At 44.6% G+C, this 18,250-nt stretch carries 21 protein-coding genes and 1 rRNA gene; 12 read left to right on the top strand and 10 right to left on the bottom strand.

Annotation, left to right across the window (positions count from 1 at the left end):
- Positions 1–187: 187 nt before the first annotated feature.
- The gene (gene sufB / locus QZ918_RS07755) at positions 188–1,627 is read right to left on the bottom strand and encodes a Fe-S cluster assembly protein SufB (protein WP_293333085.1); all 1,440 of its coding nucleotides are present in this window, start codon (positions 1,625–1,627) and stop codon (positions 188–190) included.
- Between the two features lie 189 nt (positions 1,628–1,816).
- Here sufB and sufR point away from each other — a divergent pair, with 189 nt between their 5' ends.
- The 5 genes from sufR (at position 1,817) to QZ918_RS07730 (ending at position 4,191) form a co-directional block, all read left to right on the top strand.
- Positions 1,817–2,521: an iron-sulfur cluster biosynthesis transcriptional regulator SufR gene (gene sufR, locus QZ918_RS07750; protein WP_293333082.1), complete on the top strand. Its 705-nt coding sequence runs from the start codon at positions 1,817–1,819 to the stop codon at positions 2,519–2,521.
- Between the two features lie 99 nt (positions 2,522–2,620).
- Positions 2,621–2,992 (top strand): NDH complex assembly factor CRR9, encoded by a 372-nt coding sequence (locus tag QZ918_RS07745; RefSeq protein WP_293333079.1) that lies wholly within the window; start codon positions 2,621–2,623, stop codon positions 2,990–2,992.
- A 265-nt stretch (positions 2,993–3,257) separates the two neighbouring features.
- A 5S ribosomal RNA gene (gene rrf / locus QZ918_RS07740) occupies positions 3,258–3,374 on the top strand.
- A 135-nt stretch (positions 3,375–3,509) separates the two neighbouring features.
- Positions 3,510–3,809, top strand: a complete 300-nt coding sequence (locus QZ918_RS07735; RefSeq protein WP_293125902.1) for a type II toxin-antitoxin system HigB family toxin — start codon at positions 3,510–3,512, stop codon at positions 3,807–3,809.
- Positions 3,793–4,191 carry a helix-turn-helix domain-containing protein gene (locus tag QZ918_RS07730; protein WP_293333076.1) on the top strand — a complete coding sequence of 133 codons (399 nt, stop codon included), beginning with the start codon at positions 3,793–3,795 and terminating at the stop codon, positions 4,189–4,191. The genes QZ918_RS07735 and QZ918_RS07730 overlap by 17 nt, the downstream gene beginning before the upstream one ends.
- A gap of 35 nt (positions 4,192–4,226) precedes the next feature.
- Here QZ918_RS07730 and QZ918_RS07725 read toward each other — a convergent pair whose 3' ends face one another.
- From QZ918_RS07725 to vapB, 3 genes are all read right to left on the bottom strand, one after another.
- On the bottom strand, positions 4,227–4,445 hold the full coding sequence (locus QZ918_RS07725; protein ID WP_293333073.1) for a hypothetical protein: 219 nt from the start codon (positions 4,443–4,445) through the stop codon (positions 4,227–4,229).
- A gap of 320 nt (positions 4,446–4,765) precedes the next feature.
- On the bottom strand, positions 4,766–5,992 hold the full coding sequence (locus tag QZ918_RS07720; RefSeq protein ID WP_293333070.1) for an NAD(P)/FAD-dependent oxidoreductase: 1,227 nt from the start codon (positions 5,990–5,992) through the stop codon (positions 4,766–4,768).
- 48 nt (positions 5,993–6,040) lie between these two features.
- Positions 6,041–6,316, bottom strand: a complete 276-nt coding sequence (gene vapB / locus QZ918_RS07715; RefSeq protein WP_293333067.1) for a type II toxin-antitoxin system VapB family antitoxin — start codon at positions 6,314–6,316, stop codon at positions 6,041–6,043.
- A 222-nt stretch (positions 6,317–6,538) separates the two neighbouring features.
- Here vapB and nadC point away from each other — a divergent pair, with 222 nt between their 5' ends.
- Complete coding sequence (gene nadC / locus QZ918_RS07710) at positions 6,539–7,399, top strand: carboxylating nicotinate-nucleotide diphosphorylase (protein ID WP_293333160.1); 861 nt, start codon at positions 6,539–6,541, stop codon at positions 7,397–7,399.
- Positions 7,400–7,851: 452 nt separating this feature from the next.
- On the opposite strand, the gene QZ918_RS07705 is transcribed toward nadC, so the two are convergent.
- Together QZ918_RS07705 and QZ918_RS07700 are read right to left on the bottom strand one after the other, a co-directional pair.
- Positions 7,852–8,880, bottom strand: a complete 1,029-nt coding sequence (locus QZ918_RS07705) for a C39 family peptidase (RefSeq protein ID WP_293333064.1) — start codon at positions 8,878–8,880, stop codon at positions 7,852–7,854.
- A 373-nt stretch (positions 8,881–9,253) separates the two neighbouring features.
- Entirely contained in the window at positions 9,254–10,582 is a 1,329-nt protein-coding gene (locus QZ918_RS07700; RefSeq protein WP_293333061.1) for a M16 family metallopeptidase, read from the bottom strand.
- Positions 10,583–10,830: 248 nt separating this feature from the next.
- Here QZ918_RS07700 and QZ918_RS07695 point away from each other — a divergent pair, with 248 nt between their 5' ends.
- The 6 genes from QZ918_RS07695 (at position 10,831) to QZ918_RS07670 (ending at position 15,157) form a co-directional block, all read left to right on the top strand.
- A complete protein-coding gene (locus tag QZ918_RS07695; protein WP_293333058.1) occupies positions 10,831–11,748 on the top strand; it encodes a peptidase associated/transthyretin-like domain-containing protein in 918 nt (305 codons plus the stop codon).
- Between the two features lie 178 nt (positions 11,749–11,926).
- Positions 11,927–12,592, top strand: coding sequence for a hypothetical protein (locus QZ918_RS07690; protein WP_293149030.1), 666 nt, complete (start codon positions 11,927–11,929; stop codon positions 12,590–12,592).
- 6 nt (positions 12,593–12,598) lie between these two features.
- Complete coding sequence (locus tag QZ918_RS07685) at positions 12,599–13,471, top strand: ABC transporter permease (protein ID WP_293333055.1); 873 nt, start codon at positions 12,599–12,601, stop codon at positions 13,469–13,471.
- Positions 13,472–13,959: 488 nt separating this feature from the next.
- Positions 13,960–14,169, top strand: coding sequence for a DUF2997 domain-containing protein (locus tag QZ918_RS07680; RefSeq protein WP_194071124.1), 210 nt, complete (start codon positions 13,960–13,962; stop codon positions 14,167–14,169).
- A 40-nt stretch (positions 14,170–14,209) separates the two neighbouring features.
- A complete protein-coding gene (locus QZ918_RS07675; RefSeq protein ID WP_293149026.1) occupies positions 14,210–14,596 on the top strand; it encodes a DUF1257 domain-containing protein in 387 nt (128 codons plus the stop codon).
- Positions 14,597–14,689: 93 nt separating this feature from the next.
- Entirely contained in the window at positions 14,690–15,157 is a 468-nt protein-coding gene (locus QZ918_RS07670) for a ferredoxin (protein WP_293333052.1), read from the top strand.
- 166 nt (positions 15,158–15,323) lie between these two features.
- Here the strand turns inward: QZ918_RS07670 and QZ918_RS07665 are convergent, their stop codons facing one another.
- The 4 genes from QZ918_RS07665 to QZ918_RS07650 form a co-directional block, all read right to left on the bottom strand.
- A complete protein-coding gene (locus tag QZ918_RS07665; protein WP_293149023.1) occupies positions 15,324–15,605 on the bottom strand; it encodes a YiaA/YiaB family inner membrane protein in 282 nt (93 codons plus the stop codon).
- A 221-nt stretch (positions 15,606–15,826) separates the two neighbouring features.
- A complete protein-coding gene (locus QZ918_RS07660) occupies positions 15,827–16,249 on the bottom strand; it encodes a PIN-like domain-containing protein (protein ID WP_293333049.1) in 423 nt (140 codons plus the stop codon).
- Entirely contained in the window at positions 16,246–16,968 is a 723-nt protein-coding gene (locus tag QZ918_RS07655; protein WP_293333046.1) for a DUF433 domain-containing protein, read from the bottom strand. Before QZ918_RS07655 ends, QZ918_RS07660 begins: the two co-directional genes overlap by 4 nt.
- Positions 16,969–17,115: 147 nt before the next feature.
- Entirely contained in the window at positions 17,116–18,207 is a 1,092-nt protein-coding gene (locus QZ918_RS07650) for a coiled-coil domain-containing protein (RefSeq protein WP_293333043.1), read from the bottom strand.
- Positions 18,208–18,250 lie beyond the last annotated feature (43 nt).

Here is an 18,250-nt window from a genome sequence, read left to right as displayed (position 1 = left end):
GTAGTTAAGAGTTAGAAGGACTAAAGTCCTTACTACGAACCTAATTATTGCCTCTCGATCAGTTTGTAGTTAAGAGTTAGAAGGACTAAAGTCCTTACTACGAACCTAATTATTGCCTCTCGATCAGTTTGTAGTTAAGAGTTAGAAGGACTAAAGTCCTTACTACGAACCTAATCAAAACTTGTTTCTATCCCACACTTCCTTCGAGCTTCAAACTCAACAACTTATCAGCTTCCGCCGCAAATTCCATCGGCAACTGATTGAACACATCTTTGCAAAAACCGCTAATCATCATTGAAATTGCATTTTCTGCGGAAATTCCCCGTTGCGCGAAGAAGAACAATTGCTCTTCCCCAATTTTGGAAGTTGAAGCTTCGTGTTCGACTTTAGCAGTATGGTTCTGCACTTGAATATATGGAAAAGTATTCGCTTGAGCGTTATCGCCAATCAGCATCGAATCGCATTGAGAATAATTCCGAGCACCTTTAGCACTCGGCCCCATTTTTACCAATCCGCGATAGCTGTTGGCAGAATTCCCCGCCGAAATCCCCTTGGAAATAATCGTGCTGCGAGTGTTTTTGCCGACGTGGATCATTTTAGTTCCGGTGTCAGCTTGCTGTTTGTTGTTTGTCAGCGCTACAGAGTAGAATTCACCCACGGAGTTATCGCCGACTAATACGCAACTGGGATATTTCCAAGTAATTGCGGAACCTGTTTCTACTTGCGTCCAAGAAATCTTGGAATTGACTCCTTGACACAAGCCGCGCTTGGTTACAAAGTTGTAAATTCCGCCTTTGCCATTCGCGTCGCCGGCGTACCAGTTTTGCACTGTTGAATATTTGATATCGGCATTGTCCATTGTTACCAATTCCACAACGGCGGCGTGCAGTTGGTTGGTATCAAACATCGGCGCGGTACAGCCTTCGAGGTAAGAAACAGAACTGTTTTCTTCTGCAACAATTAAGGTGCGCTCGAACTGGCCGGAATCTCCGTTGTTGATGCGGAAATAGGTGGACAATTCCATCGGGCATTTGACGCCTTTGGGAATGTAAACGAAGGAACCGTCGCTGAATACGGCAGAGTTGAGGGCTGCGAAAAAGTTGTCGCCGACTGGTACGACGCTACCAAGATATTTTTCTATTAATTCGGGATAATCTTTGACTGCTTCTGAGATGGAACAAAAGATAACGCCGTCTTTGGCGAGTTTTTCTCTAAAAGTTGTGGCGATGGAAACGCTGTCGAAAACGGCGTCAACGGCGACATTTCCGAGGCGCTTTTGTTCGGAGAGGGGAATGCCTAGTTTCTCGAAGGTTTCTAGCAGTGTCGGGTCAACTTCTTCTAAACTGTTGAGCTTTTTGGGCTTTTGTTTGGGCGCGGAATAGTAGATAATTTGTTGGTAGTCGATCGCCGGATAGTTGACATGAGGCCAGGTCGGCTCCGTCATGGTCAGCCACTTGCGGTATGCTTTGAGGCGGAATTGCAGCATGAATTCCGGTTCGTTTTTCTTCGATGAAATCAGTCGCACTACATCTTCACTCAAGCCGCGGGGGATGGTGTCTGACTCGATGTCGGTGACGAAACCGTATTTGTAGGGCTGGTTGACTAGGGTTGTGACTGTAGAGCTCATGATTTTGCGTGTTCAGTGTTCTAGATAGTGCTCTCAAAGATGGCAGACTTGTCAATCGCTGTCTGGGCTTGAGCGAGTTCTGCTGGACTGCTCGGTTGAGTTAAACAACTGGTTTGTTGCTTTACTATATTTTAAGCTACATTAACAACAGCGATCTTGTCAAAGTCAAATTAATAATTTTTTGTGAAGATGATGGAGACTACTCAGCAGACTTCCACGAAACAAGACATCTTGCAGTATTTGCTCAAGGGGGATAAAGCGACGGCTCTGGAGTTGGCGGAGTCTTTGGATATCAGCCCGCAGGCGATTCGCCGTCATTTGAAGGATTTGGAGGCGGAGGGGCTGATTCAGTATCAGTCGGTTCAGGCTGGTATGGGGCGACCGCAACACATTTACGAGCTTACCAGTCTGGGGCGCGATCGCTTTCCGAATCGTTACGGCGATTTTGCAGTATCTTTCCTGGATACTTTGGCTGAGACTGTTGGCCGCGAGCAGGTGATTTCTATCCTGCAAAAGCAGTGGGAGCGCAAGGCGATGGAGTACCGCAGGTTGGTGGGTTCTGGTTCGCTACAAGAGCGGGTGAGCGGGTTGGTGGAACTCCGCAGGGCTGAGGGTTACATGGCCGAATGTTATCCTGTAGAATCTGTAGATGTAGAAATTGTGGAAATAGCCGATCGCACCGAAAAGGGCGATCGATTTGTGTTCATGGAACACAATTGTGCTATTTCTAATGTGGCTGAAACTTTTCCAAGTGTTTGCGGCAATGAGTTGGAGATGTTTGCGGCTGTATTGCCGGATTGTACTGTCGAAAGAACTCACTGGATTATTGATGGGGAACACCGTTGCGGTTATTTGATTGTTGCAAAGAAGGAAGTTCGGCAGCGGATTTTGTAGCGGATGTAGCGGATGTCTGTTCGGCTGCGGATTTTTTAAGGGATGTTACGGATGGCTAATAACAAATAACAAGTAACAAATAACAAATAACAAATAACTATGGAATCTAATTTTTTAACCCCGGAAGAGTGTGCGGAAGTTGATATGGCTCTGTTGTCATCGAAGGAGAAGTTTTCGGCACGGTTAGCTATTTATGCTTTGAGGGTTTTGAAGCAAATTGCTGGGGAGACTGGTTTGGCGGTGGCAGAGGTGAGCAATCAGCAGGTAATGGATTGGGTGAGGAATGATGAGAGCATTCAGCAGTCAATTCAAGTTGATGCGAGTTTTGAAAACTTTTTTACGAATTTGGTGGTGGCGTCTTTGCGGCCGTTGAGACAAATTGCGGCAGAATCTGAAGGTGCGATCGAGCAATTAACTGTTAAGCAGGTTGTGGCGTGGTTTGAGAAGGATGCGAAGATTCGCAGAGAGTAGGGTGTGGAGGCTGGGTTTTGGGATTTGCGATAGGGCTGACGCGCTCTGACCACAGAAACCGGGTTTTTACCGAATCTGTGGGCTGCAACCTTTGTATTTTCGTGAAAAACCCGGTTTCTAGACCCACGTGAGTTCAATGGGAAAAAATATTTTAAAAAGGGGTTGACAAACTTAGGTGAGTTTGGTAGTGTAATAAATGTCGAGCGAAAGAGATGCAGCGCATCAAGTCTAACGCAGACACAGGATTCAAAGTTTTCAAAGCTTTCCTGGTGCTTATGATGTAATGGAACCACTCCGATCCATCCCGAACTCGGTTGTTAAACGTTGCTATGGCGAAGATACTCGGCGGGTCACTGCCCGGTAAAATAGCTCGGTGCCAGGTTAATAATAAATTAAAGCTCTTTTCCCACAACAACGGAAAAGAGCTTTAGTTTTTTCGGGAGTTACAGATGTTTATAATATAAGAAGTGCGTAAGTCCAGAAGCAAATCTGGTGTAGTTTGGAAAACAAGGGTGAAATGCGTGTTATCAGCCGAAAAATCCTGCGAGATTTCTGTGAAAGCCATGCGGATTCCTGCGATGCACTTTATGACTGGTATAGAGTGTCAAGTAAAGCCCAATGGCAGAACTTAATTGATGTTCAGCAGATTTATCCAAAAGCTGAGTCAGTCGGAAATTTTACCGTATTTAATATTAAGGGAAATCGATATCGGCTGATTGTTGATTTGGTTTATGTTTCTCAAAGAATCTACATCAAATATGTTCTGACTCACGCTGAGTATGATAAGGATGAGTGGAAAAATGATCCGTACTTTTGATGCAAAATCTTATACAGATTTACTTGTTCGCTATCAACCTAAACCGATCGCAAATGAAGCAGAAAACGAAGCCGCGATCGCACTCGCTTGCGAACTGGAACACGCCCCGATGCGATCGCAAGAGGAAGAGCTATTTCTGGAGCTTTTGATAACGCTGATTGAAAAATTTGAAGCGGAAAATTATCCAATTCCCGCAGGAAATGCTGCTTCAATGTTGCAACATTTAATGGATGCGAGAGATTTGGACAAATCCGCTTTGATTCCTGTTTTGGGAACGGAAACTGAGGTTGAGAAAGTTTTTGTTAGCGGAAGGGATATCGAAATAGATGAAGCCCGGAAATTAGCTGATTTTTTCCAAGTGGATATTAGTTTGTTTCTTTAAGTGCGATCGGCTACTTGTTAAGTAGGAACTGCCGATCAAAGAATTGAATCCAAAATTTCTGGGGTCAATCCTCGCGCTTGAGCATTCTGACTAATCTCACTCATTATCTCCTCTAGGGGTCTTTTGTTTCGAGTTATATCACTAAGTTTTAGGCTAAGTAATGCCTCTAATTTACGGCGCTGTTCTTCAGAAGCAGCCTCAAAGATTCGGGCAACTTCAGCATTAACGCGAATTGCGATCGTTTTGGTTTGCATGATGGTTATGTAATGTTTCAATGACTGTTTTCAAATAAGCTATAATTGCGGGGGACTAGAACCATTTTGCCCAAGCTTTAGCAAGAGTATCTGGGAGTTTGGCATCATCTATTCTAGATTAGTGCTTGTGCATCAGAAAGTCCAGGAAGTCGCTAATTTATAGCAAGAATGATTCTCGAAGTTGCTAAAATAAGGGCGATCGCAATATCACGAATAGTCATAATAGTTGCCTCTTTCAGTCGTCTTTATTTTAATCGGGGGTCAAATGTTTGATAGGCAAATTGGAAAAATCTACACAGCTTGTCTGCTTCATCCCATGATTACGCTGCTTCTTGCTGTTCCCATATCATGCCAGTGGAATTTGGTAAAGGTTCAACTGCGAGAGAGTGCGCCAATTGTTGAATTAAATGCCCGCGATTCACTTCACCACAAACTCCCAATTTTGCGAGATGCTCAATTGTCTCAATAGCATCAAGTACAGCAGTACTTGCTTGCCCACCGAACGTCAAAAAATAATTTGGGCAACTATCAGTAGAATAAACTTTATTTACACTGCCTGGAGGATCGCCAACCAACCTACCGTGTACTCCTGACATAGAGAAAAGCTGGTTTTGAAGTTCTGAATCTGAAAGTTGCCGTAGTTGCCGCAAAGGTTGGAAATAATTGTATCCAGTTGAATAAAGCTCATAGTCAATTCGATTATTCAGATCGATCGGTCGCCAACCTGCATTTTGCTCCCCTTCTGGAGAGTCTAACTTCTCTAGATCGGTCTTGCAGTCAATCGTGATCCATTGTTCATGTGGAATAGCACTCGGAGCTTTCTTCGTTGGCTCAACTATGACAGTTACTTGCTTAAGTGGGATGAATCCTTGTGACCGCAGACATAGAAGCCTCCAACGAAACCATTCAACAGTAAATAAAGGATTGCAGTCAGTGATTGTTACTGTATTGCACCACCTCGTACTGGCATTGATAATGACATCGGCTTCCAGCGAGTTACCATTTTCTAATTCAAGGAAAACTGTACGATCTTTTCGATGTACCCGTATTGCTCTCTGGTTTGGTAAAAAGACTCCACCTTGGTTTTCAAAGGATTGAGCAAAACGACCTGCAACTCTAGCAGGGTTGAAGGAGAATTCAGGCACTTGAACAACGGTGCTAAATTGATCGATGTTGATCCATTCATTCTCTATCTCGTTACTTGAAAGCACACGATAAGGAATTTGGTTGGCATCACACTTGGAAATGAATGCCACTAATTCCTCCTCCCTTTCAACGCAGTAATGACCTTCCGATAAGCAGGTAGCGATCGCAGGTAGCTGACGCATCAATGAAGATCCCAGCATTCGCCTCCTGATTAAGTCATCAGTTTCTGTTCGCCAACCTGATGTACCTAAATGTAGCCGCCCATGATTAGTCGAAGTCGTCCCAGAAGCAACTTTATCTTGGTCAACAAGTCGAATCTCAAACTCGTCTGTCAAAGAGAGAAGTACAGCAATAGCAGTTCCTTTGATCCCAGCACCCAGTACGATAGCTTTTCGCTTCATAGATGTTTCACTCAGTTTTACAAAAGTAGAATATTTTTGAATTTATTTTTACATATAATCCTTTAAATCTTCTAGAGATTCATCAAAATCGTCAGACATCCAGATTTTATATTTCCAAATTCCAAGTCCGCCTCGCTTTGTCGGCTGTTCTTGACTTAAGTTTTTAGCCTGCTTTTCAATCAAAAACTCAATGTAATGAAGCACTTCTGTGTGAAGAGACTCAGGGAGTTCTGCTAATTTTTCTAAAATGACTGGCTGTATCATGGTTTCTACTCGCGATCGCCCTCTCCATTCCATTAAACCACCAAAACCCAATGTCAGCAACAGAATAGCCCGTTATGTAGTGCGTGTCATCCAAGAATGAACCGATCCCAAGGCATTGCGATTGCTTCGTTCCTCGCAATGACATCATGGGGTTTGTTTATGTCTACCTACTTAGTACGATCGCAACCCAAATCCCGATCGCACACACCATCATCATTCTGCAACTTGCCTAAAACTGCCCGATCGACTATCGTTCCTAGTAGCAGGAATCACAAAGAAAACATGAACGCTATATTGCCACCTTGGATAGTTTTAGACTCCCTACTGCACGACTGGCTGCTAGAAGATATCGGTAGGGGCGATCGCACGACATCGGCCTTATTCCCCGCCAACAGCATCCAGGGTACTGCTAAATGGATTGTCAAAGAAGCTGGTGTCATAGCCGGATTGCCGATCGCACATCGCACATTTAAACTTTTAGACAGCAGCCTCAGTTTCATCCCCCAAGTACCGGAAGGGAAACTGTGCGAAAAAGGAGAAGTAATCGCTGAGATTTCCGGCAATTTCGACGCGCTGCTAACCGGAGAAAGAGTAGCATTAAACTTGGCAATGCGTTTGAGCGGCATCGCTTCTTTAACTCGGAAATATGTTGACAAAATTGCCGATTTGCCCGTGCAATTGGTGGATACGCGCAAGACGACGCCGGGATTGAGATTGCTGGAAAAATACGCGACTCAAGTCGGGGGTGCTTGCAATCACCGGATGGGATTGGATGATGCCGTGATGATTAAAGACAATCACATTGCGGCGGCTGGGGGAATTGCCGAGGCGATCGCCCTTATTCGCAATTCTATCCCCTATCCGCTGACGATCGAAGTTGAAACGGAAACTCTAGCTGAGGTGGAGACAGCTTTACAGCACAAGGCGGATATTATCATGTTAGACAATATGTCCTGCGATTTGATGCGGCAGGCTGTGGCAATAATTCGCCAAAAGAGCGATCGGGTGAAAATTGAAGCTTCTGGGAATGTAACTTTGGAAACTATTCGGAGTGTTGCGGAAACGGGAGTTGATTATATTTCAACCAGTGCTCCAATTACGCGATCGACTTGGCTGGATTTGAGCATGAAAATTAATAGTTAATGGTTATTTGTTGTTAGTTGTCGGTTGTTATATCAAATTTGGTGACATCGGAATTAATGTGTTATGTTAATTCCGGTGGCATCGGAATGATTTTGAACCACAGAGAACACAGAGAACGCAGAGGAAGAGAAGAGAGAGCGGATTTCATACTTACCCACACTCAGAATGACATCATTACTTTGAAATGCGTCCAAGACTATATTTGTTAGTTGTTACTAATAACAAATAACCAATAACTGATGACTTTTCCGGTGGCATCGGAATGATTTTGAACCACAGAGAACACAGAGAACGCAGAGGAAGAGAAGAGAGAGATGAATAATTATGATTAAGAGCAAATTTCATATTACTACACTCAGAATGACATCATTACGTTAAAATGCGTCCATAACTATATTGGTTAATTGTTACTAATAACAAATAACAAATAACCAATAACAAATAACCAATGACTACTTCGAGATAAAATGCACCCAAAAATTCCCGTCAGCCATACAAACGCTGCGGATTAAGCGATAGGAATAGTGCAAGTAAGAACCGCTGACAGTTGTGTCATAACCCGTGGGGAACCATTCGCCGTAGGGATCGTGCACGAAGAATCCGTCGCTGTCGTAGCCTGTGGCAACTATAATGTGACCGAAGGATGTAAAGTATCCGTGGATGACAGCGGGATTTCCGCTGGCTAGCCAATCTTGAACGTCATCAATCGTTGCATTCTCGGTAAAGTAATCTTGAGCGCCGTAATCTCTAACAATTTTGGCTAAATCTCTGGGTTCCCAGCGACTGTAACCTTTGTCGATCGCATATTGGTAGAGTTCATCTTCATATTGTCCGGTTTTTTGGCGCCGGGGAACTCTCAAAAAGTCCAAACACATCGCGATGGAAGTAACATTGCAAGAACCTGTAGGATTGTACAAGTTATCCATTTGCGATCGATAAGGAATGCCCAGTCTGACAGTCGGCGGATTCGGTTTGGGATACAGCAAAACGCCGTCTAGAGTAACTTGAGCGTGTCCTCCGTAAACATACCAAATCCCTGAACCTTTGAAAGATTCGTTGCGGAGAGCAACTCTAATGTGACCCCGAATCGGAGCAAAAGCTAGAAGTTCAAACTGTTTTCCCGCTGGGATTACTTGTTTTTCCGCTTCCTGAAGTTGAGAAGACGCCAGCGGTTTTGATTTAAAAATGGTGTCTTTGAGGATTTTCAGGATCGGGCGAGGTGTCGGAATGTCCGCCGGTTTGGCTTCGATCAGCTTTTGGGCTGTGATTGCTCCCAAAAAACCCGGTTCGCCGCACTTCATTAGGGTTTGAAATCGGTGGAGGGCTGCGGTAGAAAGAGGGCCAAAGATGCCGTCTACTGGAGGTTTCAGTAAACCTAGGTCAATGAGGCGACTTTGAATTTGACGGCTGAGTTCGTTGTCAGCAGCGATCGCCCTAGAATCATACCTAATTTTTGACTTGAGAAAGTTTTGTAATTTCATGATTCCCTGCGCGCTTCAATGATTCCAAGTTTATCCTCTCAGAAATTTACGGCAATTTTACCGATCGCCCGCACCTTAAAAACTTTGTATTCATGATTCGATACAAATCTTTAAGGCGACAGCCGATCGAACTTGATATCGTGTCCGATCGATGGATCGCAATAAGATTGCTTCGTAGTACGGACTTTAGTCCGCAACTTAAGAGCGGACTAAAGTCCGTACTACGAACCTTTTTTTGTGACGATCGTAGATCGGACCTGATATGACGGAGTATTCTCTAATCTAAGATGACGATAATTTAACTTTTTTGTGCCGTTGCAAGTCTCCCTAGCTTAGCCATGAAACGATTGCGCTGTTTAGCAAAAAGTCGATTTTATGCTTCCTCAGGGCGAATTACCACCACACCCATCGCATCGGGAGACAGGTATTTGACGGCGGCTTCCCGGATATCCTCCGCAGTTTGAGCTTGGATGCAGGCTGCGTAGTTGAGGGCGGGAGCGATATCTCCTACCATCGACTGATAGTAACCGTACAAACTTGCTCGATCGCTCGGAGTTTCGTTACCGAAGATAAACCGATTTGCTACTTGGGTGCGGATGCGGGAAATTTCGGCATCTGTCACGAGTTCGGTTTGTAGGGTGCGGATGTGTCCGACGATGGCTGCTTCCACTTCTTCTATATGTTCTGTCGCTAGTTGAGCAGAAATCGAGAATACACCGCCCAGTCGCTGAGTCATGTTGCTGACAGAAATTGACGAGACTAGCCCTCTGTCTTCGCGCAAATCCTTAACCAAGCGAGTTGTGCGCCCGTGGCCCAAGACTGTCGCCAAAACGTCGAGGGCATAGGTTTCAGACATTTCCACGAAACCGGGCACCCGCCACATGACAATCAGTCGGGCTTGCTGAAGTGCTGAGTCTACAAATTCGCGGCGGACTGTTTCGGTAAATGGCGATTCTTGGCCGTAGTTGAGAATTTCCGATTCTGGGCTAAAGCTGCTGGCAGCGGGCAGATTGATGGTGCTGTTTTGTGCTGTGCTTTTGGCGGCAAAACTTTCTGCGACAATTTCAATTAGTCGATCGACCGGCAAATTGCCTACAGCGACGGCTGTCATCGCCCCTGGCTGGTATCTGGTGCTGTGGAAATCCCGCATTTGTTGGGCGGTAAGATTTTCGATGACGGAAGTCGGGCCGAGTACGGGTCGTTTGTAGGGTAGGACTTCAAAGGCTAATTGCATCGATCTTTGATAGGTGCGGCGGCGCGGATTGTCTTCCGATCGTCTAATTTCTTCCAATACTACCAGCCGTTCGCGATCGAAAGCGTCGTCGGGAATGCTGGCGTTGAGCAAGACATCGACTTGCAGCGGAGCTAGTTCGGCAAAATCTTTAGGAGCTGTCGTGATGTAATAGTTCGTGTAATCTTGGCTGGTGGCTGCATTGGTGACAGCGCCCCGTTGTTCGATCGCCCGTTCAAATTCTCCGCTAGGAATACTCGGAGTTCCCTTAAAAATCATATGTTCTAAGAAGTGCGCCATGCCGTTGATTTCGTCGGATTCGACGGCTGAGCCTAAATTCATCCACACGCTGAGGTTAACGGCATCGACCGGCAAATGTTCCGCTATAACTGTGAGGCCGTTGGGGAAATGGCGCACTGTTGGGGCGTTGAGGGGCGATTTGGAGGAGGCTTTGAGTAGGGTTGATGTCATGCGCTTTTAAAATTATCTTCTTCTCTATATCTTAAAGGGTATTGAAGGAAGTCATCAGTGATAAGCAGGCGATCGACTGTTGGCTGGTGGGCCGTGGGGAGCGCTGAGGGGGGTAAGGGCGATCGCAAATCAGTGCAAATCCTAAAAAATTACTTTAATCAAGATATTTATAAATTTTCCGGTTTCCCAATGTTTAGTGGCGTGGATATTTATGTGGGTTGTCACTTCAATCGAGAGAAAAAATATTTATGAGCCAGAGTTCTCAAAAAATTAATTACACTAAGTGGGGCTTTCTTTTAGGTACTCCTATTGCTTTTTTGGCATTAGTTGCTACGGCTGCTACCGTTCCAGAATTTAGATGTACTATAGACAAAACTGCCGCCGTATGTTCTGAACAAAGACAAAATGTTGAACTATATACACAAACTGAAGAGGGAGAATATTTAGCTGATGTAAAAATTATATTCACCGCTAAAGGTGCACCAGAAACTCAGTATACCGATAATAATGGTTATGTCAAAGTCAGGATTCCCACCAAAGGAGATGTTCGTGTTAATTTGAGTAAGGTAGGTTATCCAACTCAAAATTTTACTATCAACCTAGAAAACGATCAAAGCATAACCAGAATTATTCGATTCACCAAATCTGGTCAACCAATAATTGAGGGTTCACCTTCAATTGCACTATCTCCATCTTCACCTCCATCTTCACCTCCATCACCATCTCCATCTCCATCTCCATCTCCATCTCCATCTCCCGTGCCTCCAACTGGCCCAACTGAAGTTAAATGCGAAGATGTGTCTAGAAATGGCAACAATGACTATGACTATGATAACCTAATTAGTGTTGCTAAGCGCACTGAACAACCGAGTAGTTATTTTCAACTTTCGGCATCACGACCCAAATCTTTTGCTTGCAAAATAATCAACAACTCAGGTGAAGTAAAACTAGCTTATGGTTTACCTGATAACTCTAATTTGACTCGTGTATCTGTCAAAATTTATGTGGATGGTACTCTCCGAAAAGATTTGGTTTTTGGTCGCGGTCAGGCTATACGTGAGTCACTAGATATTAAAGGTGCATCGGGATATACTATCAATTTTGAAGTTGTCCCCAAAAATGCAGAATTTTCAGGTGATATCTATAATCTGTTGCCTAAGCCGTGAGTGAATCTAGCCTTTAATCTGTCTTAAATATCTCCCTTATTTCTTAGTCCGCGCAGGCGGACTTTGTTTGTATAGTAGCGGTTTCAACCGCCGAGTAATCAAGGAGGCAATGAACCCGAATCTGGTGCGAGCGCGTCTACGTTAGAATACGTAAAGCAAAAGCATTGGAGAGTTACTTATGACTGCTAAATTGATACAGAACACATCAGTGTCTAAAATTGCTGAAAAATATCGACAAGAAGGCTATAGAGTATTTGTTGAGCCTGAACCGGAAGACATCCCTTTCAATTTAGGCACATATCGCCCAAATTTAATTGCCAAAAAGAACGAAGCCGAAGGTTATATAATCGAATTCAATGCTTCTGGCAGACAAAAATCCATAGACAGGTTGAAAGAAATTGCTGAAATAGTCTCTGAAAAAACAGGCTGGCGTTTCTTGTTAATTACTGAAGAAGATGCTTTACTGAAAGACGAAGCCAAGGAAGTAAATCTCTTATCTTGGGAACAAATTTTTAGTAGAATAACACAGAGCGAACGCCTAATCTCATTAGGAGAAAATGAAGGGGCGTTTTTGTCACTTTGGGGAATATTTGAAGCACTCCTGCGTAGACGGGCCCAGGAGGCTATTATTCCAATTGAAAGATTTCCAACTGTATCTCTGATTAAACATATGTATTCGCAAGGAGAACTTTCAATCGAACAGTACGATCGCGCTATGCTACTTTTAAACGTGAGAAATCGATTTATTCATGGATTTGAAGCGCCAGAAGTCAATGAGTCTGTATCTGAATTGCTCGCCCTTGTCCATGAATTAATTAGTTTATGGGTACCACACGGATTTTAGATGGTAATGAAACAGCAAAAATCGCTGAACAGCTTAATATTTTCACAGCCTGCTTGGCAGCGATTTGCCCGATCGACCTCTGGGAAAATCGGCTTGATTTTGACTGTAGGGCTGATTGTTGTGGCAGTGTTAGCCCCCCTAATTTACCCCTACAATGCTGCGGTCGATCGCGATTATTTGTCGCGCTTAGTGGCTCCTAGCATCAAACATTGGTTCGGAACCGACGGTTTAGGGCGAGATTTGCTGGTGCGGGTATGGCACGGATTGGGGATATCTTTGCTCGTCAGTCTGGTTTCTGTGGGTGCGGGATTGTTTGTGGGAGCTCTGTTGGGGCTCTTTGCTGGGTATTTTCGCGGATGGGCTGAAGTGGCGATCGGGATTTTGGCGGATATTTTGCTAGCTTTTCCTTCGATCTTACTGGCGATCGCCATTGTTACCGTCACCGGCCCGAGCCTGCAAAGCGTAATTATCGCTGTCAGCGTTGTGCAAATACCGATTTACATCCGCCTCACTCGCAGCATGGTGCTATCGCTGCGAGAACAAGAATTTGTCTTAGCTGTCAAAGCTTTGGGCGCTAGCGACTTGCGGATTATTTTTCGCCACATTTTGCCGGGAAGTCTCGCGCCACTTGTTGTACAAGCAACTCTTTCCACAGGTACAGCAACGCTAGAAGCGGCTGGTTTGGGTTTTCTAGGTTTGGGCGCGCAGCCGCCAGCCCCAGAGTTGGGAACGATGCTTTCCGATGCTTTCAAAGGCGGATACGCTCTTTCGTCTCCTTGGACTATTTTGTTTCCCGGTTTGCTGATCACCTTAACAGTTCTGGGTTTCAACCTTTTAGGCGACGGGCTGCGAGACGTTTTAGACCCTAGAGGGAATTAGATGGGGAGAGGAAAGAGGGGGAGAGGGGGGAGAGGGGAAAGAGGGGGAGAGGGGGAGAGCTGACAGGTGTAGGTTTTCCCCTGGCAAAACCCAGCAAATCCAGACAGTGCAACGGTTTTGGAAAGTGGCTTACTGGAAGCATCAAACTCTTATGGGATAAGGCTTTTACTAAAAAACCTGCACCTGTCAGGAGGGGGAGAGGGGGAGCATTTATACTTGTGTCTTCAAAATCAAAAATCTAAAATCTAAATATAGATTGGCTTGACTGATGTCACAATGTACGCGAAACTTTACATACAACTGATGTATTGCTTCTACCTATTAATAACTTCTGTTAAGTTGTGACTCAAAACCTATCAATTAGTCAAAATTGATATAGCGGTTTTTTTAGTCCGCCAACTCTCAAGAAGCGACTTCAGGAGGCATCGTCCCACGCGAAGCTGGTGTCAGTGTCTGATTTCACTATTCCTATTCAGTCAGCCCGGATTATGGAAACACTAGAATTTGTCATTTATCCAGATGGCCGCGTACAGGAAACAGTCACCGGCATTGTCGGTGCTTCCTGCGCTGAGGTAACGGCAGCAATTGAAGCCCAGCTCGGTGTGGTGCTTCATCAAGAGTCAACATCTGAATATTTCGCGCAAGTGCTGCATCAGTCAGCCGAAGCGACGGCCCAAGTGGCTTTTAGCGATTGGTAATCTTTTTTGTTCAGTTCACTTAAATTTTTTTGGAACCACCATGTCACACTTTAGCCAAATTAAGACCCAGATCCGCAATTTGAATTCTTTGGAATCTGCTTTAACTGACTTGGGTATCGACTGGAAGTCCGGCCCGACTGAGGTGCGCGGCTATCGCGGCCTCACCAGCACTGCTGAGGTGGTGATTGAGCAAGAAAACGGCTATGACTTAGGTTTTAGCTGGAACGGGACTGAGTATGAATTGGTGGCTGACTTGCAGTTTTGGCAGCAAGCTTGGTCTGTCGATCGTTTTCTGAATAAGGTGACTCAGCGCTATGCTTACCATACTGTGGTGAATGAAAGCGCTAAGCAAGGTTTCCAAGTTTCTGAGCAAAAGCAAAATCAAGACGGTTCGATCCGCCTGGTGGTTCAGCGCTGGTGCGCTTAAGGTTGTTCGAGATTTGTACAATCTTGTTTCTGACAATCTTGTTTGATCTCAAGTCCGCCCAGGCGGACTTATTTATTTTTGTGAGGGATCTAAATGTCTGAGCTTTCTGGACTCGGAATAGATACAGCAGGCGATCGCACTGGTTTAGAGCCTGAGTTGGGCGGATTTTTGCGGGATGCGCCCGATCGCACTGGTTTAGAACCGGAGTTGGGCGGCGTCTTCCGCCAAAAAGGCGTCTATGTTGATGAGATTACCTGCATCGGCTGCAAGCACTGCGCTCATGTTGCTCGCAATACTTTCTACATTGAGCCGGATTACGGGCGATCGCGCGTAGTCCGACAAGACGGTGATTCCGAAGAGTTGATTGCTGAGGCGATCGACACTTGTCCGGTAAATTGCATTCACTGGGTTGACTACACCGAACTCAAGAACCTCGAAGAAGAGCGCAAGGATCAGGTGATTCCTGTAGTTGGTTTTCCCGTGGATATGGCTACGGTTAAGGCAGGTATTCGCCAGCGCCAAAAGGCTAAGGGCGATCGTAACTTCAAACACAACCATTGAAACCCACCATCAAAATCCACAGCTTGAAACCTGTGGCGACAAAAACAAAGCCCGCCTGCGCGGGCTATTTTTATACAAAATATAACTTGCTCCGACTCTTAGTCCGCGGAGGCGGACTTCGTTTATGTAGCCGCGGTTTCAACCGCCGAGTCAACCGCCGAGTAACTTATTTCAAAGGATGGTGATCTGCGAGAATTTTCTCAACTCTAGCCTCATCAATTCTCGCAGTCAATCTAGTTGCCTCATTGTTATCCCGAATCGTTTTTGCTAAAGTAAAAGACGAACCAACCGAAAAAGTTAACCCCATACCCACAAAACTTTTTACCCAGATATCTACGGGCAGATAAATGACACCTATAGCCGTAGTGGAAATGGCTAGAATAAAGGAAACCCAGCACTGTAAAATCCAAGCATTAGTATCTCTTTGACGTACAATTTGTTGCTGCATAATGCCTCTATCTAAAATATATCTTTTGGTTCATTAACTTCAAGAATAGAGAGTATAAATGAAGCGATCGGGAGAGATAGGGACAGTTTGGATAAGTGCACAGGGCGATCGGGCTTTAAACTAAAAATTAGAACGCTGTAGATAGGTTTTCATGCTCCTTGAATCGGGAAGGGAGTAGACAGTTTAAAAACTGGACTAATCGAAATTGATTTTGAGATGATTTACTCACTGGTTTTAGGGAGGATTCTCAAAAGTTCCTTTTGGTTTTTGCAGGGCTTTACCAAACCAGACTGGTACACCTTAGCAATAAAAGGTGCTTGATTCCCCCGAATAAATCGTTTCATATTTTCTAAGGCATTTACAAAAGCTTGTGCGACTACAACTCCAGAAACATCGCCACCCACAAATGCAAACAGCCGTACATTACCTTGAGCCACAGCCAATAACTCCAAAGGACGACTAGCAATTTTCTTGTCCTTTGTAAGTACAACCCAATTGCTTTCTCCAACTATCCTCAGCCAATCCTCATCCTTGACATCTTGCTTAAAATGATCGTCATGAATTTCTACTGTCGCCCCCGCATTTCGTAATGAATCTGCCAGTTTTGTTCCTAAACATCGATCGATGAAAAATATCTCATTCATGCTACTAGCGGAAGTTCGCAGCGAATACCTTCCTCAATCTGAAGCCGATCGCAATTGTAGTCTTCGGCAAGTTCATCGATGGAATCCCCAGCTTTGTAACGTTCTGCCAGCATAGCTGTGGGAATGCCAGTTCCAGCCAAAACAGGACGGCCAAAGGAGATTCTGGGGTCAATCATCACTGTTTTAGGTTCGTCGGAACCTGGTAGCTTCGTGAAAGGGAAGAGTTTGATAGGTAATCCAGCTTCATCTCGTACAATGCGATCGAAATAAGTGTCTAGAATCTGCCTCGCTTCCTGCTCCCTGTCCGATGTTGCAAGCTTCTGTCCACATCTCTCAAACAAAAGAGCAATTCCCTCGACTTGAAACTCAATTCGAGCGTATAAGTGAGGAGTATAAAAATTACGGTTGACACATTTGAGAGTGGTGCTAAGTTGCTTGCGGGAGAAGCCTGTAGCCTTAACAATAGCAATCAACACATGAGCCTCTACCAAATTGGTGAAAGAAAGTAGTCTAGTTTTGGACTGGGGCAGCAGTTCAAGATTATTGTGTTGAGGTAACTCAATCAACGGCTCAAAGAAGTGCTTGTCCGTTTTTGTTTGCGAGTACCAGCCAACAACCCAATGTCGCAACATATCTCTCCGCAGCCTGAGATATTGTGCTGCTTGAGGGATAGAATATATCGGAATATCCCGCAGTTCAAAGTTGTTAGTATCAGCCATAGCAGTTGTCCTAATCCTAAATACTTATATTTTTGCACAGTTCGCGGGCGATCGCAAAAATCTCTGCTATTCAAGACCCAAATACCCGACTTCTTCAAGAAATCGGGTATCTAAGGCTAGCTACTTAGCTGCTAACAGCGCTGCGGACTACTTATTTTTCTGCTGAGTCTTCGCTTGCTCGATCGCAATTTCCCTCACAGCTTGGAAAGAACTCAAATTCGACGAACCCTCAATCGCCTTCACCGCCAAATCTTGAACCTGTTTCAAAGCAGAATCAAGCTGTTTCGACAAACTCGCAATCCGCGATTCCTGATTTTGAATTGTCTGCAACATTCCTTGAATTTGCAATTCATAATTTTGCTTTTGTCCCTCGATATCCTTAGCAGACAAATCAGCCTTAATCTTAGCTTGATAATTGCCAATATTGCGACCATTATCTTTCCCATTCTTGATATTAGCTTCCAGTTCCTTCGGGAAAGCTTCCACCTTAGCCTTAACTTCAGCAGACAATTTTTCCCGTTCCGAAATGGATTTTTCCCGTTCCGCCCACTGTTTCTCCTGTTCCTGACGAAACTCTTCAATTTCTTGATACAGCCTTTTCTGACGCTGTTCGTATTCTTCGATATCCAAATCTCGCTGAAGATTCAGATCGTAATCATACAACTCTTCATCGCGATCGCGAGTTTTTTCCTGATTCTCATTGCGTTCTATAACCGCCAACTTTTGCAATTCCTGCTCTTTTTCCCAAGCCAGACGCTGTTCCAGCAATTCCTGTTCAACAGTATCGCGCTGTTCGGTGAGTTCGTTAGTAAAAGTTTTCGCACTTTCTTCGTACTGCTGAATTAAATTATCCAGTGTATCTTCAGCAACATCTTCTAAACCGTGCAACTCTTGCAGTTGTTGAATTTCATCGCCCACTGTACGCCGCAATTCTTCCAGTTTAGCAGCTTCCGAAGTTAATTTTTCCGACAACTCGCTGACAGCGCCACCAAAGCCAAATTGCAGCAAGATTAAATTATCAATTGTGGACTGCATTTTTTGTTGAGTTTGAGTTAAAGCCATTGGTTTTTGTGCCTCCACAATAGGTTTTTCTGGTGCTGGTGCTGCTGCTGATGGTTGCTTTGGAGAAGCATTTAGCTGTTTGATTTGCAATTCTAGCGCAGCTTTTTCTTGCGCGGCTTCCTTGTACGCTTCTAAGATTTCAGCCTTAGTGCTTTTGTCCGTAAGTTTTTTGTTCATGGCTTTTCATTTGTTAATATTTGGGAATTAGGTTCGTAGTAAG

Origin of the sequence: Microcoleus sp. CAWBG58 (assembly GCF_020883045.1) — a bacterium.
In the GTDB taxonomy this organism is placed as follows: domain Bacteria; phylum Cyanobacteriota; class Cyanobacteriia; order Cyanobacteriales; family Microcoleaceae; genus Microcoleus.
This window is presented reverse-complemented; position numbering and strand designations above follow the sequence as displayed.